The organism is Lysobacter sp. P5_B12 (assembly GCF_056400425.1).
Genome location: NZ_JBFULG010000003.1, coordinates 15530 through 39847, shown reverse-complemented (window position 1 = coordinate 39847; position 24318 = coordinate 15530). Strand labels below are relative to the sequence as shown.

Sequence of the window (24318 nt, the reverse complement as noted above, 5' to 3'; positions counted from 1 at the left end):
GCTTACCCGCGGAGGAGTTCGTTGATCGACGTCTTCGCGCGCGTCTTCGCATCGACCTGCTTGACGATCACCGCGCAATACAGGGAATGCGTGCCATCGGCCGCAGGCAGCGAACCGGAGACGACCACCGAGCCCGGCGGCACGTAACCGTAGCTGATTTCCTTCGTCGCGCGGTTGTAGATGCGCGTGCTCTGGCCGAGGAAGACGCCCATGCCGATCACGCTGTGGTGGCCGACGACCACGCCTTCGACCACTTCGGAGCGCGCACCGATGAAGCAATGATCCTCGATGATCGTCGGCGAAGCCTGCAGGGGCTCCAGCACGCCGCCGATGCCCGCGCCGCCGGAGATGTGGCAATGCTTGCCCACCTGCGCGCACGAACCCACCGTCGCCCAGGTATCGACCATCGTGTTGGCGCCGACATGCGCGCCGATGTTCACGAAGCTCGGCATCAGCACGACGTCCTTGCCCAGGTAGGAACCGCGCCGCACCACCGTGCCCGGCACCACGCGGACGCCGAGCTTGCGGAACTGCGATTCGCCGAAACCCTGGAAGCGCAGCGGCACCTTGTCCCAGAACGGCGCCGGCTCGCCTTCCATCAGCGTCATGTCGCGCGTGCGGAAATACAGCAGCACCGCTTTCTTCAGCCACTCGTTGACCTGCCAGCCGCCCTTGCCGTCGGGCTCGGCGACGCGGAATTCGCCGCTTTCCATGCCTTCGATCACGCGTTCGACCGAGGGGCGCGTGGCCCACTCGATCTCTTCGGGCGTCAGCATCGTGCGGCGTTCCCACGCACTGTCGATGTGGAACTTCAATTCCTCCACGCTCAGGCCCGGTGCGGGCTGCGGCGCGGCGGCCTTCTTCCTCGTGGTCTTGCGGACGGTCATCGTGGATCTCCATCGAATAGGGCCGACAGCGCCGCGCGCAATGCGTCGCGGCGCGCGTCGTCGAGCGCCTGGTCGCGCTCGTCGGTCAGTTGGAAGACATCTTCGGCGCGTGCGCCGAAGGTGGCGATGCGCGCATCGTGCACGCGCAGGCGCTGTGCACGGAAGACTTGCGTGACATCGGCGAGAAGCCCCGGCCTGTCGGTGCAGACCAGGCTGAGCAAGGTGCGGCGCTTGTCGGCCGCATCGACGAACCCGATCTGCGGCGCGATGCGGAAGTGTCGCAGGTGCCGCGGCTGGTTGCGGCGAACCGGTTTGATCGTGTCGAGGTCGGCGACGGCGAGCGCGCCCGCCATGCGGCGTTCGACATCGTCCGCCGCGACCGCGCGTTGGCCTTCGGCCGGCAGCACTTCGAAGGTATCGAACACGCGTGCATCCGGGCCGTCGAACAGGCGCGCCTGCATGATCGCCAGGCCCGCGCGATCCAGCGTGGCGACGATCGCCGCGAACAGGCCGTCGCGATCGGGCGCGAGCACGAACACTTCCAGCGCACCGATGCGCGCCGCGCCCTGTGCATTCAGGGTGCGGGCACTGACCCGCACGCCCTCGGCCTTCGCGCCGCGCACGACGGTGGCCTGCCAGGCGATCTGGTCGGGCCGCGCGCGCAGGAAGGTTTCGTCGGGCATCAGCGCGAACAGGCGCTGCGCTTCATCGGCCTTGATGCCGAATTCCGCGAGCAACGCCTGCGCGGCGGCGCGCGATTCGGCGATGCGATCGGCAGCCGCGACCGGATGCTCAAGCCCACGGCGCAAGGCCAGGCGCGTCGCCGTGTACAGATCGGCCAGCAGCCGATCCTTCCACGCGTTCCACAATTTCGGCGAAGTGCCGGCGATGTCGGCGCAGGTGAGCAGATACAGAAGATCGAGCCGTTCGCGATCGGCGACTTCATGCGCGAAGCGATGGATGACCTCCGGATCGGAGATGTCCTGCTTCTGCGCGGTGACCGACATCAGCAGGTGCTTGCGGACGAGCCACGCGATCAGTTCGGTGTCGGCTTCGCTCAGGCCGTGCGCGATGCCGAATTCGCGCGCATCGACCGCGCCGAGTTCGGAGTGGTCGCCGCCCCGCCCTTTCGCGATGTCGTGGAAGAGGCCGGCGAGCAACAACAACTCCGGCTTGCGCAGACGCGGGTGGACTTCATGCGCGATCGAGAAACGCTCGTCCTGCGTACCCGCGGCGAAGCCGGCGATGTTGCGCAGGACCGCGAGCGTGTGCTGGTCCACGGTGAAGACATGGAACAAGTCGAACTGCATGCGCCCGGAAACCTGCGCGAACGCCGGCAACCAACGTGCGAGCACGCCGAGCCGGGCGAGGCGCGCGACGGTTTCGACCGCCTGCGGGCCACGCAGCAGCGCAATGAACTGCGCGCGCAATGCGGGCGTCGCGTCGGTGTATGCGGGGATCGCGGGCAGCGATTCGGCCAACGCGCGCGCGGTTTGCGAATGCAGGCCGCGGATGCGCGGTTGCGCCGCCCAGGTCGCGAACAACGCGAAGATGGCCGCGGTGTCGCCTTCCGGCCACTGCGGATCGCGCGCGGCGAGATAGCCGCGGCGCAATTCGAAGGCCGCATCGATCGGTTCGGGCGCGACCTCGCCTTCGAGTTGTTCTTCGAAGCGTTGCAGCAAACGGTCGTTGATGCGCAGCACGATCGAGGCGCTGCGATAGAAGCCCTGCATCATCTGTTCGACGGCGAGCGTGCCGTCGGCGTCGACGTGCCCCAGGCGCGCGGCCAGCGTCTTCTGGTGATCGAAGCGCAGGCGTTCTTCACGGCGACCGGCCACCAGGTGCAGGCCATAGCGCAGGCGCGCGAGTGCGCGGCGCTCGCGTTCGAGCGTGGCGTATTCGTCGGCGCCCAGTTGGCCGAGCGCGATCATGCCCTGCGCATCGCGCTGGCCGAGCACGCGCAACGCCATCCAACGCAGCGTCTGGATGTCGCGCAGGCCGCCCGGGCCTTCCTTGAGGTTGGGTTCGAGATTGTCCGAGGTGTCGCCGAAGCGCGCCTGGCGCACGCGTTGCTCTTCGCGCTTGGCGCGGAAGTACTCGCGCGCGGGCCAGACGTGGCGCGTGTCGATCGCGTGCAGCAGCGCGCGCAGGTCGTGTTCGTCGGCGACCAGCGGGCGCGCTTCGGACAAGGCGGTAAGCACGGTGATGTCTTCGCGCGCCGCGGCGGTGCATTCGTTGTGCGAGCGCACGGCGTGGCCGGTCGGCAGGCCCGCATCCCAGAGCAGCGCGAAGAAGCGCGCGAGCGCATCGTGCTGCGCGGCCTGCGCGTCGGGCTCGGCCAGCACGAGCAGGTCGATGTCCGATTGCGGGTACAACTCGCCGCGGCCGTAGCCGCCGACGGCGAACAGGGCGAGCTTCGCGTCGTCGGTGATGCATTGCGACCAGGCTTCGCGCACGAGCGCGTCGACGGCCATCGCGCGATCGCGCAGCAGCGTGTCGATGTCTTCGTTGCGGTCGAAGCGCGCGGCGAGCGCGGCGTCGGCCTCCATCAGGCGCGCACGCGCCTGGGTGGCCCATGCGGCCGGTTCACTCGGCGGCGCGCTCGCCGCCGGCCTGGAGGCGGCGGCGGGGTCGCTCATAGATCGTTGTCGTCGCCGGGGACGCGGGTAAGGATCTCGACGCCATCGTCGGTCACCACCACCGTGTGCTCCCACTGCGCGGAAAGCTTGCGGTCCTTGGTGACCACGGTCCAACCGTCGGGCAGCAGCTTGGTATGGCGCGCGCCTTCGTTGATCATCGGTTCGATCGTGAAGGTCATGCCCGGCTTGAGCACCATGCCTTCGCCCGGGCGCCCGTAATGCAGTACCTGCGGGTCTTCGTGATAGATCTTGCCGATGCCGTGGCCGCAGTACTCGCGCACGACGCTGAAGCGTTCGCCTTCGGCGTACTGCTGGATCGCGTTGCCGATGTCGCCGAGCGTGGCGCCCGGCTTCACGGTGCGGATGCCACGGAACATCGCCTCGCGCGTGGTGTCCACCAGCCGCTTGGCCATCACCGACGGCGTCCCCACGTAATACATGCGCGAGGTGTCGCCATGCCAGCCGTCCTTGATGACGGTGACGTCGATGTTGAGGATGTCGCCGTCCTTCAGGACCTTGGCCTCGCTGGGGATGCCATGGCAGATGACGTTGTTGACCGACGTGCAGACCGTGGCGGGGAAACCGCGGTAACCCACGTTGGCCGGGATCGCCTGCTGCACGTTGACGATGTGGTCGTGGCAGATGCGGTCGAGTTCGGCGGTGGTCACGCCCGGCTTCACGTGCGGGGCGACGACCTGGAGCACCTCGGCGGCCAGGCGGCCGGCGACGCGCATCTTTTCGATGTCCTCGGGGGACTTGATGGTGATCGACATGGGGGGATTATCGCCTCCCGGGGGCCGTTCCGGCCATCACGCCCCCGTCCCGGAGCGTTCCACGGCTTGCCCGCAAGTGGCTGGAACCGCTAGAATTCCGCTTCTTCCCCGGGCACCCGCCCCCGGAAGCCGCCCACGAGGGGCGCCACCCTCGAATCCACACCTGCCGCAACAGCCCGCCCCGGGGTGCCTCGCAAGAGGTTCGGAGGCGGAAGCGCCAGGGAGGCCCAACCCCGGAACCCAACGTCCGCCCCAACCCATGGGCGGCAGGTTCCACTGTCAGGAGTTACAAGCAATGTCCCAGGTCACCATGCGCCAGATGCTGGAAGCCGGCGTCCACTTCGGCCACCAGACGCGCTACTGGAATCCCAAGATGGGCCCGTACATCTTCGGCGCCCGCGGCAAGATCCACATCATCAACCTCGAGAAGACGATGCCGCTCTTCTCCGACGCGATGAACTTCATTTCGGCGATCGCGCAGAAGCGCGGCACCATCCTGTTCGTCGGCACCAAGCGCTCGGCGCGCGAAGCGATCAAGGAAGAAGCCACGCGTTGCAGCATGCCGTACATGACCCAGCGCTGGCTGGGCGGCACGCTCACCAACTTCCGCACGGTCAAGCAGTCGGTCCAGCGCCTGAAGGAACTGGAAGCCGGCGAAACCGACGGCACGTTCCAGAAGCTGGTCAAGCACGAAGTGCTCGGCCTGCGCCGTGAGCGCGACAAGCTCGAAGCCTCGCTCGGCGGCATCAAGGACATGAACCGCCTGCCCGACGCGCTGTTCGTGATCGACATCGGCCACGAAGACATTGCCGTCAAGGAAGCCAAGAAGCTCGGCATCCCGGTCATCGCGGTTGTCGACACCAACTACGATCCGGCCCTGGTCGATTACGCGATCCCGGGCAACGACGACGCCATCCGCGCCGTGCAGCTGTACGCCCGCGCCGCGGCCGACGCCGTGCTCGAAGGCAAGGCTGCCGCCCCGTCGGCCGCAAACGTCCGCGAAGAAGACTTCGCCGAAGCCGCCGGTGCCGAAGGCGAAGACAAGAAGGGCCCGCGCCGCGCCCCGGCCAAGAAGCCCGCCCCGCGCAAGCCGGCCGCCAAGGCCGAGTAAGCACCGGCTGTCATGCAGCCGCGCAAGACTGCGCGGCTGCGATCTGCATTTTCGCCATCCCTGCAATCGCGGGGATGACGCACTCATTTCCAAGAGGAACCCCCATGGCTGAAATCACCGCTTCCCTCGTCAAGGAACTGCGCGAGCGCACCGGCGCCGGCATGATGGAGTGCAAGAAGGCGCTCACCGAAAACAACGGCGACATCGAAGCTTCGGCCGAGTGGCTGCGCAAGTCGGGCCTGGCCAAGGCCGACAAGAAGGCCGGCCGCGTGGCCGCCGAAGGCCGTGTCTCGGTCGCCCAGTCGGGCAACAAGGCCGTGCTGGTGGAGATCAACTCCGAAACCGACTTCGTTGCGAAGGACGGCAACTTCATCAACTTCGCCGACGCCGTCGCGCAGACCGCGCTGGCGTCCGGCGCCGCCGACGTCGAAGCGCTGAAGTCCGCGAAGATGCCCTCGGGCGAGACCGTCGAAGAAGCGCGCGCCGCCGTGATCTCCAAGGTCGGCGAAAACGTGCAGGTCCGTCGCCTCGTGCGCATCGACACCGCCAACAACGTCGCGGCCTACGTGCACACCGGCAACAAGATCGGCGTGCTGGTCGAGCTCAAGGGCGGCGACGCCGACCTGGCGCGCGGCATCGCGATGCACATCGCCGCGTTGAATCCGCCGTACAACAAGGCGGCCGACGTGCCGGCCGACTTCGTCGCGAAGGAAAAGGAAATCGAACTGGCCAAGATGTCCGACAAGGACAAGCAGAAGCCGGCCGAAATCCTCGAGAAGATCATCAGCGGCAAGATCGCGAAGATCGTCAACGAAGTGACGCTGTACGGCCAGCCCTACGCGCTGGACCAGGACAAGACGGTCGAAGCCACGGCGAAGGCCGCCGGCGCCGATGTCGTCGGCTTCCAGCGCCTCGCCGTCGGCGAAGGCATCGAGAAGGTGAAGGAAGACTACGCAGCCGAAGTGGCCAAGGCCATGCAGGTCTGATCCACCGCGACAAGCGTTGAAACGGAAAACCCGCGGGCAACCGCGGGTTTTTTGTTGCCTATTGCGGTGGGGGCGCAACGTGATGCTGGGCGGGGTACGTCACCACGCGGATATCCTGTGGCAGGCGTGCACCTGCGTGGTAAGCCTCGAGCACCGTATCGAAGTGGCTGAGCATCGCCTGGGTACACGCGAGTCCGGTGCCGATCGTCGTGGCGATGCTGGCGATGCCCACGGCAAACAGGCGCTTGAGGTCTCGCTCGGTGTTGACGATGCGACCGTCGAGTCGCGCTTCGACCGTCGCCAACTTGGCGTCGACTTCTTCGCGGGAAAAAGACATTGGGGATCTCCTTTGCATTGGATGGAGAGCGGCCCCTTCGCTCGCCCCCAATTTCGCGCGCCGGTGGACCGAAACACAATCCCTCAATCCGGCAACGAGATATTTCCAGCCAGATGTTGCGCCACTGTCGCGATGCGCCGCAGGTGTCGCGATTCGGGATGCGTGAGCAACCACAGTTGGGTTTGCGCATCCGCGAGTGGTTCGGTGAGTGCAACCAGGTCGCTGCGATCGCGCGCGAGGAACAACGGAAGCACACCGACGCCCAGGCCGGCAGCGATCGCTTCTGCAACGGAAAGAATGCTGTTCACCTGCACGCGCGGAACGATGCCGGGCATGTGGCGTTTGCGCCACAGCACGCTCTGGTGTTGCGGGAGCGCTTCGTCGGGCGCGATCCATGGGCTCGTCGCGGGATCAGGTTTTCGCCCGCGCGTGCGTGCGCCGTAAATCGCGACGCGAATCGTGCCCAGGTGTTTGCCGACGACGTGATCGGGCGGGCGCGATGTCGCGCGCAATGCGATGTCCGCATCGCGCTTGGTCAGGCTCGCGAGCTCGTGGCTCGCGTTGATCTCGAAGGACAGCAGCGGATGCGTCTGCGACAGATCGCGCAGCGCAGGCAGCACGAGGCCGTGCAGCAAGGTGTCGGTCGTGCTGATGCGCACCGTGCCCGACACCGCTTGTCCCGGTGCCTGCGCAATACCGCGCGCGGTGTCGAGTTCGGTTTCGATGCGTTCGGCGTGCCGTGCCAGTTGCGTCCCCAATTCGCTCGGCCGATAGCCCGCGCGCGTGCGTTCGAACAGGCGCTGCTTCAATCCCTTCTCCACGCGCTGCAGCGCGCGGAACACGGTGGACGCATCGATGCCCAGCAATTCGCCGGCCGCCGCGAGCGTTCCCCGCCGCGCGAGGGCAAGGACGACACGGAGATCCGCGGGCCCCAGCTCGTATTGCACGGATGCAACGGCCATTTGTGATTCCACATATTCCCATTGCGCGGCCGCAATCCTAGAGTGCCGGCACCTTCCCCGCAACCGGAGCCTCCCGTGAACACCCGCCAGTACGCCCCGCTGCTGCTCCGCCTCGCGCTGTCCGCGATGTGGCTGTCGCATGCCCTGCTCAAGATCCTCGTCTTCACCCTGCCCGGCACGGCCGCCTTCTTCGAATCCAAGGGCATTCCCGGCTTTCTCGCCTACCCGGTCGTCGTCGCGGAAATCGCCGGCGGACTGGCGATCCTCGCCGGCGTCTATGCGCGGCAGGTCGCACTGCTGCTCGTGCCGATCCTCGCCGTCGCGCTGTGGACCCACGTGCCGAATGGTTGGGTGTTCACCGCCACCGGCGGCGGCTGGGAATACCCGCTGTTCCTGATCGCCGTGTCGATCGTGCTGTGGCTGTCGGGCGATGGCGACTACGCGCTGCGCCGCAGCCGCGCCCTGACCCTGGACGCACGCGCATGATTCCCCGGGGCATGGGGCGGGCTTTGGCCATCGGCTAGAATCCCCGAGGATTTTCCCTTGCCCCCGTGGAGTCGCCGATGTCCCAGCTCGCCTGTCGCCGTGTCCTGCTCAAGCTGTCCGGCGAAGCGTTGATGGGCGATGAGGACTACGGCATCGACCCCAAGGTCATCGGCCGCCTCGCCGACGAAGTGATGGAAGCGCGCGAAGCCGGCGCCGAGATCGCACTGGTGCTCGGCGGCGGCAACATCTTCCGCGGCGCGGGCCTGGCCGCCGGCGGCATGGACCGCGTGACCGGCGACCAGATGGGCATGCTCGCCACCGTCATCAACGCGCTGGCGATGCAGGACGCGCTCGAAAAACGCGGCGGCCGCGCGCGCGTGATGAGCGCGATCAAGATCAACGACGTGTGCGAGGACTACATCCGCCGCCGCGCCATCCGGCACCTGGAAAAGGGCCGCATCACGATCTTCGCCGCGGGCGTGGGCGCACCGTTCTTCACCACCGATTCGGGCGCCGCGTTGCGCGCGATCGAGATCGGCGCCGACCTGTTGCTCAAGGCCACGAAGGTCGACGGCGTGTACGACAAGGATCCGAAGAAGCACAAGGATGCCGTGCGTTTCGACGCGCTGACCTACGACGAAGTGATCTCGCGCGACCTGCAGGTGATGGACACCGCCGCCTTCGCACTGGCGCGCGACAGCGACCTGCCGCTGCGCATCTTCGACATGTCGCAACCGGGCGTGCTGTTGAAGATCCTGCGCGGCGAGAACATCGGCACGCTCGTCCGCGGCCGGGGCTGAGGCCGGCATGGGCGCCGGGCATTCGCACGACGCGCACGACCACCACCACGGGGATGCCGGCATCCGCGCCTTCGCGTGGGTGACGCTGCTCAACCTCGCCTACACCGTGCTCGAAGCCGGCTACGGTTTCGCGACCAATTCGCTCGCGCTGCTGTCCGATGCGCTGCACAACTTCGGCGACGTGCTCGGCCTCGGGCTGGCCTGGGGCGCGGCCGTGCTCGCCAAGCGCAAGCCCACCGAACGACACACCTATGGATGGCGCCGCGCGACGCTGCTCTCGCCGCTGGCCAACGCGATCGTGCTCGCCGGATTCTCCGGTGCGTTGGCGTGGGAAGCGGTGCGGCGCTTCATCGCACCGCCCGCAGTGCCGGGCACCACGGTGATGGTGGTCGCCGCCATCGGCATCGCCGTGAACCTCGGCGCTGCATGGTTCATGCATGGCGGGCACGACGACCTCAACCGGCGCGGCGCGTTCCTGCACCTCCTGGCCGATGCCGCCGTGTCCCTCGCGGCCGTGCTCGCGGGCGCGGGCATGCTGGCCTTCGGCTGGCGTTGGCTCGATCCGCTCACCGCGCTGCTGGTCGGCGCGGTGGTCGCCTTCAGCGCCTTCGGGCTGCTGCGCGACAGCTTCAACGCGGCGATGGATGCCGTGCCGCGCCAGATCGACCAGGCGCAGGTCCGCGCCTTCCTCGGCTCCTGCCCCGGCGTGACCGCCGTACACCACGTGCACATCTGGTCGCTGGGCGCGGGCGAAGTGGCCATGACCGCGCACCTGGTCCGCGCCAATGCGCAGGACCACGACGTCTTCATCGATTCGGTGTCCCACGATCTCGACGAACGCTTCGGGATCAACCATCCGACGCTGCAGATCGAGTTCGGAACCGGGTGCCACGACGAGCACGATAAAGCGCCCCATTACTAGGGCCCGGCCCTTCGGCAGGGGGAACCGGCTGTTCGACCCCTTATAATCCCGGGCTGATCGAAAGGACCCGGAGCCCGCGATGCTCAGCGACATCAAGAAAGACGCCACCGCCCGCATGCAGAAGAGCGTGGATGCCTTCCGGCAGGAACTCACCAAGCTCCGTACCGGTCGCGCCACCTCCGCGCTGGTCGACCACCTGAAGGTCAACTACTACGGCTCGGAAATGCCGCTGAGCCAGGTCGCCACCGTCGCCGTCGCCGACGCGCGCACGCTGACCATCACCCCGTGGGAGAAGCCCATGGTCGCGGTCGTCGAGAAGGCGATCTTCGCCTCCGACCTCGGCCTGACCCCCAACACGGCGGGCACCACCATCCGCATCAACCTGCCGCCGCTCACCGAAGAGCGCCGCAAGGAACTGTCCAAGCACGTGCACGCCGGCGGCGAGGACGCGAAGATCGCGATCCGCAACATCCGCCGCGATGCCAACCACCAGATCAAGGAACTGCTGAAGGACAAGCAGATCACCGAAGACGAAGAGCGCAACAGCGAAGCCGACATCCAGAAGCTCACGGACAAGGCGATCAAGGATGTCGACGAGGTGGTCAAGGCCAAGGAACAGGAACTGATGGCGGTCTGACGCCACGGTTCGCATGTCTTCCGACGCATCGCCGGCGCGCATTCCGCGCCACCTCGCCGTGATCATGGACGGCAACGGCCGTTGGGCCGAACGCCGTCGCCGTCCGCGCGCCATCGGCCATCGCGCCGGCGCGCGCGCGGTCCAGAACTGCGTGGACTTCTGCATCGAGCACCGCATCCACGCGCTCACCCTGTTCGCTTTCTCCAGCGAGAACTGGGGGCGGCCCGAGGAGGAAGTCGGTGCGCTGATGAAGTTGTTCCTCAACGCGCTGGAACGCGAAGTCGAGGAACTGCATCGCCGCGGCGTCCGCATCCGCTTCATCGGGCAGCGCGAATTGTTCGCGCCCGCGATCCGCGCGCGCATGGACGCCGCCGAGTCGACCACGCGCGGCAACGACGTCCTGCACCTGACCATCGCCGCCAGTTACGGCGGCCGCTGGGACATCGTCAACGCCGCGCGTTCGCTGGCCGCCGATGTCGCCGCGGGGCGCGTGAAGGCCGAAGACATCGACGAGAAGGCGTTCGCATCGCGCATCGCCCTGGCCGATCTCCCCCCGCCCGATCTGTTCATCCGCACCGGTGGTGACGTGAGGGTGAGCAACTTCCTGCTCTGGCAACTGGCGTACACCGAGCTGTGGTTCACCGAAACGTTGTGGCCGGACGTGGATGCCGCCACACTCCGCGAGGCCCTGGCCGACTACGCGATGCGAGAGCGGCGCTTCGGTCTCACCGGGGCGCAGGTTTCCGCGTCCTTCCCACTGCCACCCGACCACGGGACCCCCGAATGACCCGCACGCGACTGCTGGCCGCGATGATCATGACCCCGCTCGCGATCGCGCTCGTGTTGTTCCTCGACACGCCGTGGCTCGTCGCCTGCGCGGCGGTCCTGTTCCTGTCCGGGTTGTGGGAATGGTTCCGCCTGGCCGAGATCGACGACACGCTGCATCGCAGCGTCCTGCTGGTCGCCAACCTCGCGCTGATGGTCGCCATCGTCTGGGCATCGCGCTCGGGCACCGGTTACAGCTTCGTGCTCTTCCAGGTCGCCACCGTCGTGGGCGTGGTCTGGTGGCTGCTGTCGCTGCTGTGGCTGAAGAATTACAGCTTCGCCTCCGACCACGACACGCACGCGCGCATGTTCAAGCTCGCCGCGGGCACGCTCGCGGTGGTGCCGGCCTGGTGCGCGCTTGCGCTCATCCACGGCGGGCAGCCCAACGGCCATCGCTGGTTGCTGATCGCATTGCTGGTGATCTGGGGCGCGGACACCGGTGCGTATTTCGCCGGCCGCCGGTTCGGCAAGCACAAGCTCAGCCCGCGCATCAGCCCCAACAAGACGATCGAAGGCCTGGTCGGCGGGATGGTGGCCTCGGTCGTCATCGCGTTGATCGCCGCGCCCTTCGCGGGCGCGACGGTCGCGCAACTGCCGTGGGTCGCGCTCGTGGTCGTGGTCACCGTGTTGTTCTCGGTGGTCGGCGATCTGTTCGAAAGCCTGCTCAAGCGGCACGTCGGCGCGAAGGATTCGGGCGACCTGATCCCCGGCCACGGCGGCATCCTCGATCGCATCGACAGCGTGCTGGCTGCCCTGCCCGTGTTCGCCCTCGGCAAGGGCCTGCTCGGCTTCTGACATGCAGCACGTCGCAGTCCTCGGTGCCACCGGTTCGATCGGAACGAGCGCGCTCGACGTGATCGCCCGCCACCCTGCGCGCATGCGCGCCAGCGTGCTGGCCGCGGGCACGCAGGTCGACGCGCTGCTCGCGTTGTGCCGCACGCACAAGCCCGACCATGCGGTGATCGCCGATCCGTCGGGGTTCGCGCGCTTGCGCGCTGGCCTGCATGATGCCGGGCTCAAGACGCAGGCGCATGCCGGCGAAGACGCACTCGATGCGCTCATCGACAGCGACGCGTGCACCACCGTCGTCGCCGCCATCGTTGGCGCCGCGGGTTTGCGCTCGACGCTCGCCGCCGCACGCGCGGGCAAGCGCCTGCTGCTCGCCAACAAGGAATCGCTGGTGCTCGCGGGCGAATTGCTGATGCACGCCGCGAACGCCGCGGGCGCGACCATCGTCCCCATCGACAGCGAACACAACGCGATCTTCCAGTGCCTGCCCGATGCGCATGCGCGCAACGGCCTCAAGCGCATCTGCCTCACCGCATCGGGCGGCCCGTTCCGCGGATGGAACGCCGAAGCGCTCGAAGACGTCACGCCGGCGCAGGCCGTCGCGCATCCGAAGTGGTCGATGGGGCCGAAGATCTCGGTCGACTCGGCCACGCTGATGAACAAGGGCCTGGAGGTGATCGAAGCGCATCACCTGTTCGGGGTGTCGGCCGACCACATCGACGTGCTGGTGCACCCGCAGAGCCTGGTGCATTCGCTGGTGGAATTCGTCGACGGCAGCACGCTCGCGCAGCTGGGCTTGCCCGACATGCGCACCGCGCTCGCCGTGGGCCTGGCATGGCCCGAGCGCGTGGTCTCGGGCGTGGGCGGGCTCGACCTGCTGCAGCATGGCCGCCTGGACTTCGAGCCGCCCGACCGCGACGCCTTCCCCTGCCTGGGGCTGGCCTACGAGGCCCTGCGCGCCGGCGGCACCGCGCCGGCGACCCTCAATGCGGCCAACGAAGTGGCGGTTTCAGCCTTTCTTCAGGGCCGGATCGCTTTCCTAGGCATTCCTGCGCTGGTCGGCGAAACCCTCGCCGCCCTGCCGCCCACGCCGGCCGACACGCTCGATACGCTCCGCGAGGCCGACCGCGCCGCGCGGGCGTACGCGCAGGCCGTCGTCAACGCACGTTCGGAAGCAGAGTAAATGGAAGTCATCGGTAGTCTCTGGTGGTACATCGTTGCCATCGGCGTGCTCGTGACCTTCCACGAGTTCGGGCACTACTGGGTCGCCAAACGCTGCGGCGTCAAGGTGCTGCGTTTTTCGGTGGGCTTCGGCAAGCCGCTGTGGATGCGCCGCGACAAGGAAGGCACCGAGTTCGCCATCGCCGCGATCCCGTTGGGCGGCTACGTCAAGATGCTCGACGAACGCGAATCCGACGTCGCGCCCGAAGACCTGCATCGCGCGTTCAATCGCCAGTCGCCGTGGCGGCGCATCGCCATCGCCGCGGCGGGGCCGATCGCCAACGTGCTGTTGTGCGTGCTGTTCCTGTGGGGCGCCTTCGTCGTCGGTTTGAAGGAATACGCACCGGTGGTCGGCCGCGCGAACGGCCTGGCCGCCGCCGCGGGCCTGCATGCCGGCGATGAAGTGTTGCGCATCGGCGATCGCACCATCCAGACCTGGACCGACGTGCGCTTCGCGCTCGCGCTCGCGGGGCTGGACCGCGAACGCGTGTCGATCGAAGTCCGCAACACCGATGGGCAGACGCACACGCGCACGCTCGACCTGACGAAGCTGCCCGCGGATTTCGACGAATTGCAGGCCCCGACGCTCGTCGGCCTCACCGCGCGCTACCAGCTCGAGCCGCCGACCGTCGACGACCTCGTGCCCGATTCGCCGGCCTGGGGCGTGCTCGCCGAAAAGGACCGCATCCTCGCGATCGACGGCCAGCCGGTGAACGATTACGCGGACATCGCCCCCGCCGTCCAGGCGCTGGCCGCGCGCGGCGGGCCCGGCATGGTCGAAGTCCTGCGCAAGGAAGGCAACGCCGAGCCCGAACGCAAGGCCTTCCCGCTGACGCCGCGCATGGACAAGGGCGAGGACGGCAAGCCCGTCGCGCGCATCGGCGTCATCCACAAATCCTCCGGGACGATGCCGGAATTCGATGCGGTTCGCCGCTACGGCCCGATCGACGCCATCCCGATGGCCTTCGTCGAAACCTGGCACAAGGCGCACGATACCGTCGGTTTCATGGGACGCATGCTGACCGGCAATGCCTCCCTGAAGTACGTTTCGGGCCCCGTCACCACCGCCCGCGCCGCGAATGCGACGGCAAAACTGGGGCTGGCCGGGTTTTTGAACTTCCTCGCCGTCCTGTCGATCTCACTGGCGATCCTCAACCTGCTCCCCATCCCGCTATTGGATGGGGGACACCTGCTGTATTACCTTATCGAATTGGTCAAAGGCAGCCCGCTGAGCGAGCGTACGATGGCTGCCGGGCAGTACGTGGGCCTGGCGCTGCTGGTCGGCCTGATGGGATTGGCGTTGTTCAACGACGTTTTCTTCCATTAGCCACCCCGCCACCGACGCCCTGAAGCGCCAACCGCAAGACCCGCCACCGCCGCACCACGGTGGCCCGAACCCCCAACCGGACGTGACGATGACGCGACACCTTTCCCGCCGCCTGCTCGCCCTCGCCCTCGCTTCGGCGATAGCCGCCCCCGCGGCGGCGCAGACGGCCAATCCGTTCGCGCTCCAGCAGCCGCAGGACGCCCCCCCGGCGCCGGGCCCGACGGCCGATCCGGCCGCCTTCACCGTCAGCGACATCCGCATCGAAGGCCTGCAGCGCATTTCGGCGGGCACGGTGTTCACCTACCTGCCCGTCGAGCGCGGCGACCGCCTCGATGCCTCCACCGCCGGCGACGCGATCCGCGCGCTCTACGGCACCGGCTTCTTCGAAGACGTCCGCCTGGATCGCCAGGGCGACATCCTGGTGATCACGGTCGTCGAGCGTCCGGCGATCAACAAGCTGACGCTGTCCGGCAACAAGGACATCAAGACCGAAGACCTGACCAAGGGCCTGAAGGACATCGGCCTGGCCGAAGGCGAAACCTTCGACCGCCTTTCGCTCGACCGCGTCACGCAGGAACTCAACCGCCAGTACAACAACCGCGGCAAGTACAACGTCGAGATCACGCCGACGGTTTCGCGCCTGGATCGCAACCGCGTCGACGTGGTGATCAACGTCAAGGAAGGCAAGGCGGCGAAGATCCAGCACGTCAACCTGGTCGGCAACGAGAAATTCTCCGACGAACAGATCACCGACCAGTGGGAATCGCGCGAGCACAACTGGCTCTCGTGGTACCGCCGCGACGACCAGTACTCGCGCGAGAAGCTGTCCGGCGACATGGAGAAGCTCACCAGCTGGTACCTCGACCGCGGCTACGTCGACTTCAGCCTCGACTCCACGCAGGTCGCGATCAGCCCCGACCGCCAGGACATGTTCATCACCGCGGGCCTGACCGAAGGCGACCAGTACAAGATTTCCGGCGTCAAGGTCACCGGCGACACGATCCTCCCGCTGGCCGAGATCGAAAAGATGGTCCCGGTGAAGGCCGGCCAGATCTTCTCCCGCCGCCTGCTGGAATTCACTTCCGACGGCATCACCGCGATGCTGGCCAACATCGGTTACGCGTTCGCGCAGGTCAATCCGATCCCGGAAGTCGACAACGAAAAGAAGACCGTCGGCATCAACTTCCAGGTGGTGCCGGGCCCGCGCGTCAACGTGCGCCGCATCGTCTTCAAGGGCAACACGCGCACCGCCGACGAAGTGCTGCGCCGCGAAATGCGCCAGTTCGAAGGCGCGTGGTATTCGCAGGCCGCGGTCGACCGTTCGAAGGTCCGCCTGCAGCGCCTGGGTTACTTCGAAACGGTCGAAGTCGAGAACGTGCCGGTCGCCGGCACCGACGACCAGGTCGACGTGACCTTCACCGTCAAGGAAACCACCTCGGGCAGCTTCATGTTCGGCGTGGGCTACTCGCAGTTGTCGGGCGTCAACCTCTCGGTGCAGTTGCAGGAAAACAACTTCCTCGGCAGCGGCAACCGCGTGTCGATCGCCGCGCAGCAGAGCAGCTACCAGAAGCGCTACGACTTCTCGTTCACCAACCCGTACTTCACCGACGAAGGCATGTCGCTGGGCTACAACCTGTGGTGGCGCGAGTTCGACTACAGCGACTACGGCGTGGCGAACTACTCGACCAACAGCGGCGCCTTCCAGACCTTCCTGGGCCTGCCGATCACCGAGTACGACACCGTCTCGGCGCTGGTCGGCATCGATTCCAACGAGATCCTGCTGTCGGCCGGCACGCCGCTGTCGATCCAGGATTACATCACCGCCATCGGCGCCCGCACCTTCCACGCGTGGCGCACGCAGTTCGGGTATTCGCGCGACACGCGCAACGACTACTTCATGCCTTCGATGGGCAGCTACCACCGCGCCAGCATCGAAATCGCGATGCCGGGTTCCACCGCCGAATACTGGAAGGCCGAATACCAGTATTCGCGCTACTTCCCGCTGATGCCGTCGGTGATCCTGCTCACCGCCGTCAACCTCGGCTACGGCGACAACTACGGCAACGTCACCTATCGCGACCTGTGCCACAACATGACGGTGCCCTGCACCACCGCGTCGGACGACTTCCTGCGCACGGTGAACTCCGACGGCCTGCCCTTCTTCGAACGCTTCTACGCCGGCGGCATCAGCTCGTCGGGCCGCGTGCGCGGCTTCGTCGACAACTCGCTGGGCCCGCGCGAATTCAACGGCTACTCCTCGCAGCCGATCGGTGGCGCGCTGAAGACCGTCGGCACGGTGGAACTGGTGTTCCCGAAATTGTTCGATTCGCCGGCCGCGCGCATCTCGGCGTTCCTGGACTGGGGTAACGTTTTCGAAGACATCAACTCCTTCGAAGCGAGCGAACTGCGCGCCTCGGCCGGCGTCGCGCTGCTGTGGCGCTCGCCGATGGGCCCGCTGTCGATCAGCTACGCCTTGCCGATCCGTTCGAAGGATGCCAATCCGGCGACCTTCTACCCGGGCGACGACATCGAGCGCCTGCAGTTCACCTTCGGCGGGTCGTTCTGACCGCGCCCACGGGAAACGACACCATGGGCGCCCCGGCTTTCACCGCTGCAGAACTCGGGGCGCGTTTCGGGCTTGAAGTCGCGGGCGACGCGCAATGCGTCGTTCGCGGCGTGTCGACGCTCGCCAACGGACGGCCCGATTCGCTGGGCTTCCTCGCCAACCCGCGTTATCGCGCGCAATTGTCGACATCGCAGGCCGGTGTCGTCGTCATGCGCGCCGAAGACGCGGAAGGTTTCGCGGGCACCGCGCTGATCGCGCGCGACCCCTACGCCGCATTCGCGCGCATCTCCGCGTTGTTCGAACCGTTGCCGCAAGTGGCGCCGGGCGTGCATCCCAGCGCTGTCGTCGACGGCAGCGCGATCGTCGATCCCTCGGCGCACATCGGCCCGCATGTCGTGATCGGCGCGCGCAGCCGCGTGGACGCCGGCGCGACGCTCGGACCGGGCTGCATCGTCGGCGAGGATTGCGTGATCGGCGAGGGCTGCGAGCTCATCGCACGCGTCACGCTGGTGACGCGTGTTCGCCTGGGCAAGCGCGTCCGCCTCCATCCCGGCGCGGTGCTCGGCGCCGACGGCTTCGGCCTGGCGATGGATGCCGGCCACTGGTTGAAAGTGCCGCAGCTCGGCGGCGTGGTGATCGGCGACGATTGCGAGATCGGCGCCAACACCACCATCGACCGCGGCGCGCTGGAAGACACGATCCTCGAAGAGGACGTGCGCCTGGACAACCAGATCCAGGTCGGCCACAACGTCGTGATCGGCGCGCACACCGCGATGGCCGGATGCGCGGCGATCGCGGGGAGTGCGAAGGTCGGCCGCTACTGCCTGATCGGCGGCGGCGCCGGCATCCTCGGGCACCTGGAACTGTGCGACCGCGTGATCGTCACCGCGATGAGCCTGGTCACCCACTCCATCCGCGAGCCCGGCGAGTATTCCTCGGGCACGCCGATCATGGACAATCGCAGTTGGCGCAAGAGCGCCGCGCGGTTCAAGCAACTCGATGCACTGGCCCGCCGCGTGGCGGCCCCGGACAAGGATTGAAGACGATGGACGTGCAACTCCCCCTCGACGTGGTCGCGCTCCAGAAGCTGCTGCCGCACCGCTACCCGTTCCTGCTGGTCGATCGCGTCACCGAGTTCGAAGCGAACAAACGCATCCTCGGCATCAAGAACGTCACGATCAACGAACCCTTCTTCCAGGGCCATTTCCCCGGCCACCCGGTGATGCCGGGCGTGCTGGTGATCGAAGCCCTCGCGCAGACCGGCGGCATCCTGACCCAGCTCACGCACCAGGCCGCGGCCACCGACAAGCTGTTCTACCTGGTCAAGATCGACAACGCGAAGTTCAGCCGCATGGTGGTGCCGGGCGATCGCCTGGAACTGCACGTCGAGCTCAAGCGCACGATCCGCAACATGGCGCTGTACCAGGGCATCGCGCGCGTGGACGGCGAACAGGTCGCGTGCGCCGAAATCCTGTGCGCCGAGGTCAAGGGCTGAGCCCATGACCGCGCAGGTGCATCCCACCGCGGTGGTCGATGCCGGCGCGCGCCTCGGCGAAGGCGTGCGCATCGGCCCGTTCTGCGTCATCGGCGCGGACGTCGAGATCGGCGACGGAACCATCGTCGGCCCGCATTGCACGATCGACGGGCCCGCGCGCATCGGCCGCAACAACCATTTCCATGGGCACGCGGCCATCGGCGGCGACCCGCAGGACAAGAAGTTCGCCGGCGAGCGCACCGAGCTGGTGATCGGCGACGACAACGTCGTGCGCGAATTCGTCACCATCAGCCGCGGCACCGGCACCGGCGGCCACGTCACGCGCATCGGCAACGGCAACTGGCTGCTCGCCTACGTGCACGTCGCGCACGATTGCATCATCGGCGATGGCTGCGTGTTCTCGAACAACGCCACGCTCGCCGGGCATGTCGAAGTCGGCAACCAGGTGATCCTCAGCGGTTTCGTCGGCGTGCATCAGTTCTGCCGCATCGGCGACCATGCGTTCATCGGCATGGGGGCGTTCGTCAACGGCGATGTCCCGCCCTTCCTGATGGTTGCGCAGGAAAGTTACGGCCGCCCGCGCGGCATCAATGCCGAAGGCCTCAAGCGCCGCGGCTTCGACGCCACGCGCGTGACGGCGATCAAGCGCGCCTATCGCGCCTTGTACGTCTCCGGCGCCAAGCTCGACGAAGCGCTCGCGCAACTGCGCGAAATGGCGAACGACAGCGACGATGTCCGCGCGATGGTCGAGTTCATCGGCCGTGGCGAACGCCACCTGTTGCGCTGACGCATGGCGGCGCGGCGCCTCCGGATCGGCCTGGTCGCGGGGGAAACCTCGGGCGACCAACTCGGCGCAGGGCTGATCGAAGCGCTGCGGGCGCGTTTCCCCGATGCGGAATTCGCGGGCATCGGCGGCGACAACATGCGTGCGGCCGGTTTCGATGCGTGGCATGACGCCTCCGAGCTCGCGGTGTTCGGCCTGGCCGAAGTCATCGCGCACCTGCCCCGCCTGCTGCGCGTGCGCCGCGCGCTGCGCGAACGGATGCTGGCGTGGAAACCCGACGTGTTCGTCGGCATCGATGCGCCGGACTTCAACCTCGGCGTCGAGAAGTGGCTGAAGCAACGCGGCATCCGCACCGTGCACGACGTCAGCCCGTCGCTCTGGGCCTGGCGGCAATCGCGCGCGGCGAAGATCGGGCAGAGTGCGGATCGCGTGCTGTGCCTGTTCCCGATGGAGCCGCCGATCTACGCGCAGCACGGCGTCGACGCGCGCTACATCGGCCATCCGCTCGCCGATGCGCTTCCGCTGGAACCCGATCGCAACGCCGCGCGTGAAGCGCTGCGCATCGCGCAGGATGCGCGCGTGCTCGCGGTGTTGCCCGGTTCGCGACTGGGGGAAATCCATCGCCTCGCGCCGACCTTCTTCGCGGCCGCGGCGCAATTGTCCGCCGCACTCCCCGATTTGCAGATCGTGGTCCCCGCGGCCAACGCCGCGTGCCGGCGCGCGATCGAAGCCGCGCTGCCCGCCGATCTGCCGCACGTGACCGTGCTCGACGGCCAGGCGCARCGCGCGATGATCGCCGGCGACGCCGTCCTGCTCGCCTCCGGCACCGCCGCGCTCGAAGCGATGCTCTGCAAGCGGCCGATGGTCGTCGCCTACCGCCTCGCGCCGCTCACGCACGCCATCGTGCGCACCTTCGGCCTGCTGAAGGTGCAGTACGTGTCGCTGCCGAACGTGCTGGCGGGCGAAGCGCTCGTCCCCGAGCTCCTGCAGGACGATTGCACGCCCGACAAGCTCGCCGACGCCCTGCGCCCGCTGCTCTCCACGCCGGAACCCGGCCTGGTCCTGCAGGCCCGCTTCCGCGACCTCCACCTCGCGCTGCGCCGTGACGCCTCCGCGCGCGCCGCCGACGCCATCGCCGAATTGCTCGACGCGCCCGCCCCGCTTGCGTGAATGCGTCGGTGCATCGCACAGTCCGCGCGCCATGTCGTTCGAACCCGCCACCGCCGACCCCACCGCCCCGCCTGCGCGCTTCGCCGGCGTGGACGAAGCCGGCCGCGGCCCGCTCGCCGGACCGGTCGTCGTCGCGGCTGTTGTCTTCCCGCCGGGCCGCACGCCGATCAACGGCCTGAACGATTCCAAGCAACTCAACGCGCAACGGCGCGAAGAGCTGTACGAGCGCATCGTCGAGCGCGCGATCGCCTACAAGATCGTGCACGTCGAAGTCGAAGACATCGACCGCCTCAACATCTTCCACGCCACGATGCTGGGCATGCGCCTGGCCGTGGAAGGCGTGCTCCACGCATGCGAATACGCGCGCATCGACGGCAACGCGATCCCGAAGGACCTGTCGTGCCGCGCCGAAGCGCTGATCGGTGGCGATGCGAGCGACCGCGCGATCATGGCCGCTTCGATCCTCGCCAAGGTCACGCGCGACCGCCACATGGTCGAACTGCATCGCCAATGGCCGCTCTACGGCTTCGACGAGCACAAGGGCTATTCGACCCCGCAACACCTGGCGGCCCTGCGCACGCATGGTCCGTGCCCGCAGCATCGGCGGAGTTTCACGCGGGTGCGCGATGCGTTGCAGGGGAATCTGTTGCCGCTCGTCGAAACGACGATCGAAGACTGACTACGGCGAAAACACTGCTTCATCGCGGAATTCCCGCCTAGAGGCTTCGGTGAAATAACGCTGCGCGAGATCGTCGCGGTCCGGCAGACCCGGTTGGGGTGCCTTTCGTAGGGTGCGCCATGATCCGACTCGTACTCGCTGTCCTCCTCGCCTCGTTCGCATCGATGGCGCAAGCGACGGACCACGCCACGCACACCGTGCTCTCCACCGTCGAAGTCCGCGCGGCCGCCGGTCCTCCCCTCTGGAAGTACGTTCGCGGCGACAGGACGTTGTGGGTTGTCGGCGACCTCGGCGTCGTGCGCAAGGGAACGAAACTCCATGAAGATGCGATTCGCGAGCGCGTGGCCGAATCCGGGGCGGTGCTCGGGCGCCAGGGGCTCGTCGTCGGGGACAACGTCTCGATCTTCCGCACGCTGACCCTGTGGCCCGCGATCCGGAAGGTCCGCTTCAATGCCAATGGCGCACGCGTGGCCGACTTGCTGCCGGTGGACGCGCAGGCGCGTTGGACGGATGCGAAAACCCGCTACGCAGGACGCAACGATGACATCGAACGGCTACGCCCCATGTACGCGGCGTTCGAACTGTACCGGGCTGGCCTAAATGCGCACGGACTTTCGAATGACGACCTTTCCGGATCCGTCATTCGCGACGCCGCGAAATCGCACCACGTCCCCGTTTTCGACGTGCGCGCACGCATGCCGATCGATGATGCGCGAAAGGCAGTCCGCACCTTCGATGTCCCGCGCGAACAGGACATCGCCTGCTTGTCCGACACGCTGTCGCGGATCGACGCCTGGTTGCCCGCGGCGCAGGCGCTGGCCGATGCGTGGGCTGTCGGCGACGTCACTGCGGTGCGCGAAGTCCGATCGAATGCGCCGGTCCAAACATGCTGGTCGACCCTGACCAACGGGGCCATCGCGCAAAACCAGGGCATTGCGGACCTGGAGGCCCATGTCCAGGACGCGTGGCGTGAAGGGCTTCGCAAGGCGACGGCACAGCACGCCGTCGTTTTCGCCACGATTCCCCTCCGCGACGCGCTCGATGGCACCGGCCTGGCGCGAATCATTGTCGACGAGGGCTTCCAATTGGAAACCTCGACGGAGTGACGCCCGCCCGCGATCGCATGTTGGCCCTTGCCGCTTCATTCGCGATCACCGCGTCAGCCCTGGCTTGGCTGATGGCGTGGAAGCCGAGGCAGCCGGTGATCGTGGCGGATTCGACTGCGCTGGAGATTGATTGGATCCCGCGCGCGCCGCCAATTCAGTCCGTCGAACGGCCCTTGCTCGGCGCCGCCAACCCCGCCGCGCCGAAACGGACACCGCCGCGCACCGCGCGCATCGTGAAACCAAGCACCGCACCGACGCCATCCGCACCGGCACTGCCGCTCGACCTGCGCGTTCCCGAGACCGCGCCCGTTTCCTTCGCGCCCCATCCCTTGCGCCCGCGGCCGGCCTCGCTGACCGTCGACCATCTTCCGCGCTTTGTCATGCGCGATGCCTCGCTGGAGAGAAGCAGCAGCGCGCGCGATTGCGCCGAACTGCGGGCGGCACTGGCGAAAAGCGCGAACGCCGAAGTGATCCTGCGTTCCATGCAGGCACGCGGCTGCGCGTTGTGACGGCGTCGGTGATGCTTCGAATCAGTGGTGCTGCGTCGGCTCGGGTTCTTCGTCGTGCCCGTCCGCCACCTTCTCGGGCTGCACCATGAACCGATACCCCCGCCCATGCAGCGTCTGGATATAGCGCGGGTTCGACGCATCGTCCCCCAGCGCGCGCCGCAACTGGGCCACGATGCGATTGAGTACGCTCGGCGTGACGTGGCGATGGCCCCAGACGGTATCGAGCAGGCGTTCGCGCTCGATCGCCTCGCCCGCGTGCGACAGCAATTGCAGGAGCACCGCGTGCGCCTTGGGTTCCACGCCGATCATCCGGTCGCCGCGACGCACGCCGATGGGGCGCGCGCGCACCTCGACGTCGTCGAACTTGTAGACCTGCCCGGGGTCGCGAATGGAGTCCTGCATCGATTGGCCCAACGGGCAAACCCACACATCCCGGCTACCGCCGGTCGGGACGTTCGGCACCCCGACTTCCCGGCCTACACATCCGGCATGCAACGGAGGAGACTCGGGGTGCATCCAATTGGGATCGGGGCCCGGAACCAAACCGCTTCGGCCACCGTCCCACCTTTCGGTCGCGCGCCGCGCCGGCCGGCGCACGCAACCTTCGGAAAAGCCGGTACGGGAGGTGCGCCATGCGTCTATCCGCCCCCACCATCACCGACGAACCCCTGCCGATGAATTTCGGCACCGATTCCGGCGACGGCCCCGCGATCCGGCCCGAGGCGGTCGTGCAGTTCGACGCCTTGCTCCACGAGCTCTATCCCGATGCGGTGCGCGTCGACGCCGACCGCGTGCGCAACCTGTGCGTCTGGCTGGCCTCGATGCCCGCCCAGGCCGCGCAGGACGTGCTCGACCGCCGCCTGCGCCGCATCGAGGAGCTGCGCGCGATGCTCGACGACGACTGCTGGGACCCCCCCGATGCCCTGCGCGCGCGGCTGGCCAAGCTGATCGGCTACCTGGACGACGATGAAGACCTCATCCCCGACCGCGAGCCGCTGCTCGGCAAGCTCGACGACGTGCTGTTGCTCGAACTGGCGTGGCCTGCGTTCGCATCGGAGGCCGAGGATTACCGCGACTTCTGCGCCTACCGCTCGGAGACCGCGGTGGCCGGCACCGGCGACCAGCAACGCGCGGCCTGGATCCGCGACCGCCTGGCCGAGATCCAGTTGTGGCAGCACAACATGCGCGTGAACGCGAGCCACTACAGCCATCGCGGGCACGCGGAGGCCCCGTTCCGGGTCGGCAGTTGATCGCCCACCCGCAGGCTCGCGTGTCAATTCTTGTGCCACGCGAGTCAGGCCCCTAAC

General features: G+C 67.5%; 24 protein-coding genes and 1 pseudogene. 19 read left to right on the top strand and 6 right to left on the bottom strand.

What is annotated here, in order from left to right:
* Nucleotides 1–2: 2 nt before the first annotated feature.
* From dapD to map, 3 genes are read right to left on the bottom strand one after another with little or no spacing between them, the layout of a single operon-like run.
* Nucleotides 3–887, bottom strand: coding sequence for a 2,3,4,5-tetrahydropyridine-2,6-dicarboxylate N-succinyltransferase (gene dapD / locus AC1DOM_RS06310; protein WP_498961378.1), 885 nt, complete (start codon nucleotides 885–887; stop codon nucleotides 3–5).
* Entirely contained in the window at nucleotides 884–3526 is a 2643-nt protein-coding gene (gene glnD / locus AC1DOM_RS06305; protein ID WP_498961376.1) for a [protein-PII] uridylyltransferase, read from the bottom strand. Before glnD ends, dapD begins: the two co-directional genes overlap by 4 nt.
* Entirely contained in the window at nucleotides 3523–4299 is a 777-nt protein-coding gene (gene map / locus AC1DOM_RS06300) for a type I methionyl aminopeptidase (protein WP_498961374.1), read from the bottom strand. Before map ends, glnD begins: the two co-directional genes overlap by 4 nt.
* 295 nt (nucleotides 4300–4594) lie before the next feature.
* Between map and rpsB the strand changes: the two genes are divergently transcribed.
* On the top strand, nucleotides 4595–5410 hold the full coding sequence (rpsB, locus tag AC1DOM_RS06295; RefSeq protein ID WP_498961372.1) for a 30S ribosomal protein S2: 816 nt from the start codon (nucleotides 4595–4597) through the stop codon (nucleotides 5408–5410).
* A gap of 104 nt (nucleotides 5411–5514) precedes the next feature.
* Nucleotides 5515–6396 carry a translation elongation factor Ts gene (gene tsf / locus AC1DOM_RS06290; RefSeq protein WP_498961370.1) on the top strand — a complete coding sequence of 294 codons (882 nt, stop codon included), beginning with the start codon at nucleotides 5515–5517 and terminating at the stop codon, nucleotides 6394–6396.
* 58 nt (nucleotides 6397–6454) lie between these two features.
* Here tsf and AC1DOM_RS06285 read toward each other — a convergent pair whose 3' ends face one another.
* The gene (locus AC1DOM_RS06285; RefSeq protein WP_498961368.1) at nucleotides 6455–6733 is read right to left on the bottom strand and encodes a hypothetical protein; all 279 of its coding nucleotides are present in this window, start codon (nucleotides 6731–6733) and stop codon (nucleotides 6455–6457) included.
* An 83-nt stretch (nucleotides 6734–6816) separates the two neighbouring features.
* Entirely contained in the window at nucleotides 6817–7695 is an 879-nt protein-coding gene (locus AC1DOM_RS06280; protein ID WP_498961366.1) for a LysR family transcriptional regulator, read from the bottom strand.
* A gap of 75 nt (nucleotides 7696–7770) precedes the next feature.
* Here AC1DOM_RS06280 and AC1DOM_RS06275 point away from each other — a divergent pair, with 75 nt between their 5' ends.
* The 16 genes and pseudogenes from AC1DOM_RS06275 (at nucleotide 7771) to AC1DOM_RS06200 (ending at nucleotide 23011) form a co-directional block, all read left to right on the top strand.
* Nucleotides 7771–8181 (top strand): DoxX family protein, encoded by a 411-nt coding sequence (locus AC1DOM_RS06275; protein ID WP_498961364.1) that lies wholly within the window; start codon nucleotides 7771–7773, stop codon nucleotides 8179–8181.
* 77 nt (nucleotides 8182–8258) lie between these two features.
* Nucleotides 8259–8981: a UMP kinase gene (gene pyrH, locus AC1DOM_RS06270; RefSeq protein ID WP_498961363.1), complete on the top strand. Its 723-nt coding sequence runs from the start codon at nucleotides 8259–8261 to the stop codon at nucleotides 8979–8981.
* Nucleotides 8982–8988: 7 nt separating this feature from the next.
* A complete protein-coding gene (locus AC1DOM_RS06265; protein ID WP_498961361.1) occupies nucleotides 8989–9903 on the top strand; it encodes a cation diffusion facilitator family transporter in 915 nt (304 codons plus the stop codon).
* 79 nt (nucleotides 9904–9982) lie between these two features.
* Nucleotides 9983–10540 carry a ribosome recycling factor gene (frr, locus tag AC1DOM_RS06260; protein WP_498961359.1) on the top strand — a complete coding sequence of 186 codons (558 nt, stop codon included), beginning with the start codon at nucleotides 9983–9985 and terminating at the stop codon, nucleotides 10538–10540.
* A gap of 13 nt (nucleotides 10541–10553) precedes the next feature.
* Nucleotides 10554–11327 carry a polyprenyl diphosphate synthase gene (gene uppS, locus AC1DOM_RS06255; RefSeq protein WP_498961357.1) on the top strand — a complete coding sequence of 258 codons (774 nt, stop codon included), beginning with the start codon at nucleotides 10554–10556 and terminating at the stop codon, nucleotides 11325–11327.
* Nucleotides 11324–12160, top strand: coding sequence for a phosphatidate cytidylyltransferase (locus AC1DOM_RS06250; protein ID WP_498961355.1), 837 nt, complete (start codon nucleotides 11324–11326; stop codon nucleotides 12158–12160). The genes uppS and AC1DOM_RS06250 overlap by 4 nt, the downstream gene beginning before the upstream one ends.
* A 1-nt stretch (nucleotide 12161) precedes the next feature.
* Nucleotides 12162–13337, top strand: a complete 1176-nt coding sequence (locus tag AC1DOM_RS06245) for a 1-deoxy-D-xylulose-5-phosphate reductoisomerase (RefSeq protein ID WP_498961353.1) — start codon at nucleotides 12162–12164, stop codon at nucleotides 13335–13337.
* Nucleotides 13338–14702 carry an RIP metalloprotease RseP gene (gene rseP, locus AC1DOM_RS06240; protein ID WP_498961351.1) on the top strand — a complete coding sequence of 455 codons (1365 nt, stop codon included), beginning with the start codon at nucleotides 13338–13340 and terminating at the stop codon, nucleotides 14700–14702.
* Between the two features lie 88 nt (nucleotides 14703–14790).
* A complete protein-coding gene (bamA, locus tag AC1DOM_RS06235) occupies nucleotides 14791–17268 on the top strand; it encodes an outer membrane protein assembly factor BamA (protein WP_498961349.1) in 2478 nt (825 codons plus the stop codon).
* 23 nt (nucleotides 17269–17291) lie between these two features.
* The gene (gene lpxD / locus AC1DOM_RS06230) at nucleotides 17292–18308 is read left to right on the top strand and encodes a UDP-3-O-(3-hydroxymyristoyl)glucosamine N-acyltransferase (RefSeq protein WP_498961347.1); all 1017 of its coding nucleotides are present in this window, start codon (nucleotides 17292–17294) and stop codon (nucleotides 18306–18308) included.
* Between the two features lie 5 nt (nucleotides 18309–18313).
* A complete protein-coding gene (fabZ, locus tag AC1DOM_RS06225) occupies nucleotides 18314–18763 on the top strand; it encodes a 3-hydroxyacyl-ACP dehydratase FabZ (RefSeq protein ID WP_498961345.1) in 450 nt (149 codons plus the stop codon).
* A 4-nt stretch (nucleotides 18764–18767) separates the two neighbouring features.
* On the top strand, nucleotides 18768–19550 hold the full coding sequence (gene lpxA / locus AC1DOM_RS06220; protein WP_498961343.1) for an acyl-ACP--UDP-N-acetylglucosamine O-acyltransferase: 783 nt from the start codon (nucleotides 18768–18770) through the stop codon (nucleotides 19548–19550).
* A 3-nt stretch (nucleotides 19551–19553) separates the two neighbouring features.
* Nucleotides 19554–20717: a lipid-A-disaccharide synthase gene (gene lpxB, locus AC1DOM_RS06215; RefSeq protein WP_498961341.1), complete on the top strand. Its 1164-nt coding sequence runs from the start codon at nucleotides 19554–19556 to the stop codon at nucleotides 20715–20717.
* A gap of 82 nt (nucleotides 20718–20799) precedes the next feature.
* Nucleotides 20800–21357, top strand: a pseudogene (gene rnhB, locus AC1DOM_RS06210) (ribonuclease HII); the annotation flags it as partial.
* Between the two features lie 203 nt (nucleotides 21358–21560).
* Nucleotides 21561–22502, top strand: coding sequence for a TraB/GumN family protein (locus AC1DOM_RS06205; RefSeq protein WP_498961339.1), 942 nt, complete (start codon nucleotides 21561–21563; stop codon nucleotides 22500–22502).
* Entirely contained in the window at nucleotides 22499–23011 is a 513-nt protein-coding gene (locus AC1DOM_RS06200) for a hypothetical protein (RefSeq protein ID WP_498961337.1), read from the top strand. Before AC1DOM_RS06205 ends, AC1DOM_RS06200 begins: the two co-directional genes overlap by 4 nt.
* A 21-nt stretch (nucleotides 23012–23032) precedes the next feature.
* On the opposite strand, the gene AC1DOM_RS06195 is transcribed toward AC1DOM_RS06200, so the two are convergent.
* Entirely contained in the window at nucleotides 23033–23413 is a 381-nt protein-coding gene (locus AC1DOM_RS06195) for a winged helix-turn-helix domain-containing protein (RefSeq protein WP_498961335.1), read from the bottom strand.
* A gap of 230 nt (nucleotides 23414–23643) precedes the next feature.
* On the opposite strand from AC1DOM_RS06195, the gene AC1DOM_RS06190 reads away from it, so the two are divergent.
* The gene (locus AC1DOM_RS06190) at nucleotides 23644–24261 is read left to right on the top strand and encodes a hypothetical protein (RefSeq protein ID WP_498961333.1); all 618 of its coding nucleotides are present in this window, start codon (nucleotides 23644–23646) and stop codon (nucleotides 24259–24261) included.
* Nucleotides 24262–24318 lie beyond the last annotated feature (57 nt).